This window comes from Actinomadura sp. DC4, assembly GCF_030406325.1.
In the GTDB taxonomy this organism is placed as follows: domain Bacteria; phylum Actinomycetota; class Actinomycetes; order Streptosporangiales; family Streptosporangiaceae; genus Actinoallomurus.
Genome location: NZ_JAUEQY010000090.1, coordinates 1 through 726 on the forward strand (window position 1 = coordinate 1; position 726 = coordinate 726).

The following is a 726-nucleotide window of genomic DNA, read 5'->3' on the forward strand; positions in this document are numbered from 1 at the left end:
GGTGGTGTCGGAGGACATCGGCCTGAAGCTGGAGAACACCACTCTGGACATGCTCGGTCAGGCCAAGCGTGTCGTGGTGACCAAGGACGAGACCACGATCGTCGATGGCGCGGGTAACACCGATGACATCGCGGGTCGGGTCAATGAGATCCGGGTCGAGATCGAGAACAGCGACTCGGACTATGACCGTGAGAAGCTCCAGGAGCGTCTGGCGAAGCTGGCCGGCGGCGTGGCCGTCATCAAGGCCGGTGCGGCGACCGAGGTGGAGCTGAAGGAGCGTAAGCACCGCATCGAGGACGCGGTGCGCAACGCCAAGGCCGCGGTCGAGGAGGGCATCGTGCCCGGTGGTGGCGTGGCGCTGTTGCAGGCGGCCATCGGCGCGTTCGACAAGATCGAGCTGGAGGGTGATGAGGCCACCGGCGCCTCGATCGTCAGGCGTGCGCTGGAGGAGCCGCTGAAGCAGATCGCGATCAACGCGGGTCTGGAAGGCGGCGTCGTGGCCGAGAAGGTCCGCTCGCTGGAGCCGGGCAAGGGCCTGAACGCCGCGACCGGTGAGTACGTCAACATGTTCGAGGCCGGGATCATCGACCCGGCCAAGGTGACACGCTCGGCACTGCAGAACGCCGCCTCCATCGCGGCTCTGTTCCTGACGACCGAAGCGGTCATCGCCGAAAAGCCCGAGAAGCAGGCGGCCCCGGCCGCCCCCGACCCGGGCGGCATGGACTT

General features: G+C 67.1%; 1 protein-coding gene. It reads left to right on the forward strand.

Annotated features, from left to right (window positions below):
* Nucleotides 1–726, forward strand: a 726-nt coding sequence (locus QWU11_RS47085; protein ID WP_290121138.1) for a TCP-1/cpn60 chaperonin family protein, incomplete at both ends; no start/stop codon positions are given.